Origin of the sequence: Propioniciclava sp. (assembly GCF_029977985.1) — a bacterium.
Classification (GTDB): Bacteria; Actinomycetota; Actinomycetes; order Propionibacteriales; family Propionibacteriaceae; genus Propioniciclava.
Map to the genome: position 1 here is coordinate 1 of NZ_JARKOT010000102.1, position 2,674 is coordinate 2,674.

At 69.3% G+C, this 2,674-nt stretch carries 1 protein-coding gene; it reads left to right on the forward strand.

The features are described from left to right. Positions 1 to 2,674, forward strand: a 2,674-nt coding sequence (locus Q1K57_RS06820) for an acyl-CoA dehydratase activase-related protein (RefSeq protein WP_300080276.1), incomplete at both ends; no start/stop codon positions are given.

A 2,674-nucleotide genomic window follows, 5' to 3' on the forward strand; every position in this document is an offset into this window, starting at 1 on the left:
CTTCCTCGGCGGCCCGCTGCACTTCCTGCCCGAGCTGCGCAAGGCGTACGAGCGGTCGCTCGCCGGCTCCGTCGCCACCTTCACCACCCCGCCGGACGCCCAGCTCTACGTCGCCCTCGGCGCCGCCATGCTCGCCGCCGGCGAGCCCGTCGCCTGCGCCGAGTTGGCCGGACGCCTCGCCTCCCACCGGGTGCCCCTCGCGCTCGCGTCGGCCACGATGGCACCGCTGTTCGCCACGGACGCCGACCGCGCGGCCTTCGACGCCCGCCACGCCCGGGCGGTCGTGCCGCAGGGCGATCTGAGCCAGGCGTCCGGACCGGTGTTCCTCGGCCTCGACGCCGGCTCGACGACGATCAAGGCCGTCGTCACCAACGAGGCCGACGAGATCCTCTTCAGCCACTACGCCGGCAACGAGGGTGACCCGGTCACGGCGGCGGTCGCGATCGCCCGCCGCGTGCTGCAGGCCCTGCCCGCGGACGCCCACCTCGGCCGCGCCTGCGTCACCGGCTACGGCGAGGGTCTCGTCCAGGCGGCGCTGCGCATCGACGACGGCGAGATCGAGACGATGGCCCACTACCGTGCCGCCGAGAAGGTGTCGCCCGGCGTCAGCAGCATCATCGACATCGGTGGTCAGGACATGAAGTTCCTCACCATCCGCGGCGGCGCCGTCGATTCCATCGCCGTCAACGAGGCGTGTTCGGCCGGGTGCGGCTCGTTCCTCCAGACCTTCGCCCAGACGATGGGCACCGACGTCGCGTCCTTCGCCCGCGCGGCCCTCGACGCCGGCAGCCCCGTCGACCTCGGTTCGCGCTGCACGGTTTTCATGAACTCCTCGGTGAAGCAGGCGCAGAAGGAGGGCGCCGACGTCGGCGCGATCAGCGCCGGGTTGTCGTACTCGGTCGTCCGCAACGCGCTGTACAAGGTCATCAAGCTGAAGGACGCCGACGACCTCGGCCCGACGGTGGTCGTGCAGGGCGGCACGTTCATGAACGACGCCGTGCTGCGCGCCTTCGAGTTGCTCACCGGCCGCGAGGTCGTCCGCCCCGATATCGCCGGCCTCATGGGCGCCTACGGCGCGGCCCTCACGGCTCGTTGCAACCACCGGCCCGGCACACGATCCGAGCTACTCGACGTCGCCGAGCTGGACGCCTTCCACTTCGTGACCGAGCGGCGCACGTGCAAGCTCTGCCAGAATCACTGCGGCCTCACGATCGCCCAGTTCAACGACGGCACGCGGCACGTGTCGGGCAACCGGTGCGAGCGGGGGGCGTCCGAAGAGGCGAAGCCGGCCAAGTCGGAGATCCCGAACCTCTACGACTACAAGTACAAGCGGGTGTTCGCCTACCGGCGGCTCACCGACGCGAAGGCGACCCGCGGCGAGATCGGCATCCCGCGCGTGCTGAACATGTACGAGAACTATCCGCTGTGGTTCACGATCCTGACGAAGCTGGGCTTCAAGGTGGTCATCAGCGGCCGCTCGAGCCACGAGCTGTTCGCTGACGGCATGGAGACGATCCCCTCCGAGAACGTCTGCTACCCGGCCAAGCTCACCCACGGCCACATCGAATACCTGCTCGACAAGGGCATCAAGACGATCTTCTACCCCTGCGTCAGCTACGAGACGAAGGAGTTCGAGGCCGCCGACAACCACTTCAACTGCCCGATCGTGGCGTTCTACCCGCAGGTGCTGGCCAAGAACGTCGACCGGCTGCGCGAGCCGGGCGTCCGGTTCCTCGACCCGTTCGTCAACCTCGCCGACCAGACCAAGCTGGCCGAGCGGCTCGTCGAGGTCTTCACCGACTGGGGCGTCACCCTCGCCGAGGCCACGGACGCCGTCGCCGCCGGCTTCGCCGAGGACGCCGTCGTCAAGGCCGACATCCGCGCCGAGGGACGCCGCGCGCTGGCGTGGCTGCGCGAGCGCGGCATGAAGGGGATCGTGCTCGCGGGGCGTCCCTATCACGTCGATCCGGAGATCAACCACGGCGTGCCCGAACTCATCACCCAGCTCGGCATGGGCGTGCTCAGCGAGGACGCCGTCGCCGACCTCGGCGTGCTCGACGAGCAGCTGCGCGTCCGCGATCAGTGGACCTACCACGCGCGCCTCTATCGGTCGGCGGCCATGGTGCGCTCCGAGCCCGACCTGCAACTCGTCCAGTTGAACTCGTTCGGCTGCGGCGTCGACGCGGTGACGACCGACCAGGTGCAGGAGATCCTCGAGGCCGCCGGCGACGTCTACACGGTGCTCAAGATCGACGAGGTGTCGAACCTCGGCGCAGCGAAGATCCGCCTGCGGTCGCTGAAGGCGGCGGCGTCCGAGCGGCGAGCGCGCACGTCGACCGAGATCGTCACCTACGACGACCCCGACAAGGCCGAGGCGCCGGCGTTCACGAAGGAGGCGAAGAAGACCCACACCGTGTGGGTGCCGCAGATGGCACCGATCCACTTCCGCTTCCTGGTGCAGGCGTTCCGGCGGCTGGGGTACGACTTCCGGCTGCTCGAGACGGCGTCCAAGGCCGACGTCGAGGTGGGGCTCAAGTACGTCAACAACGACGTCTGCTACCCGGCGATCATGGTGATCGGGCAGCTCATCAACGCGTTCCTCACCGGTGAGGCCGACCCGGACAACTCCTCGGTCGCGATCTCGCAGACCGGCGGCATGTGCCGCGCCACGAAC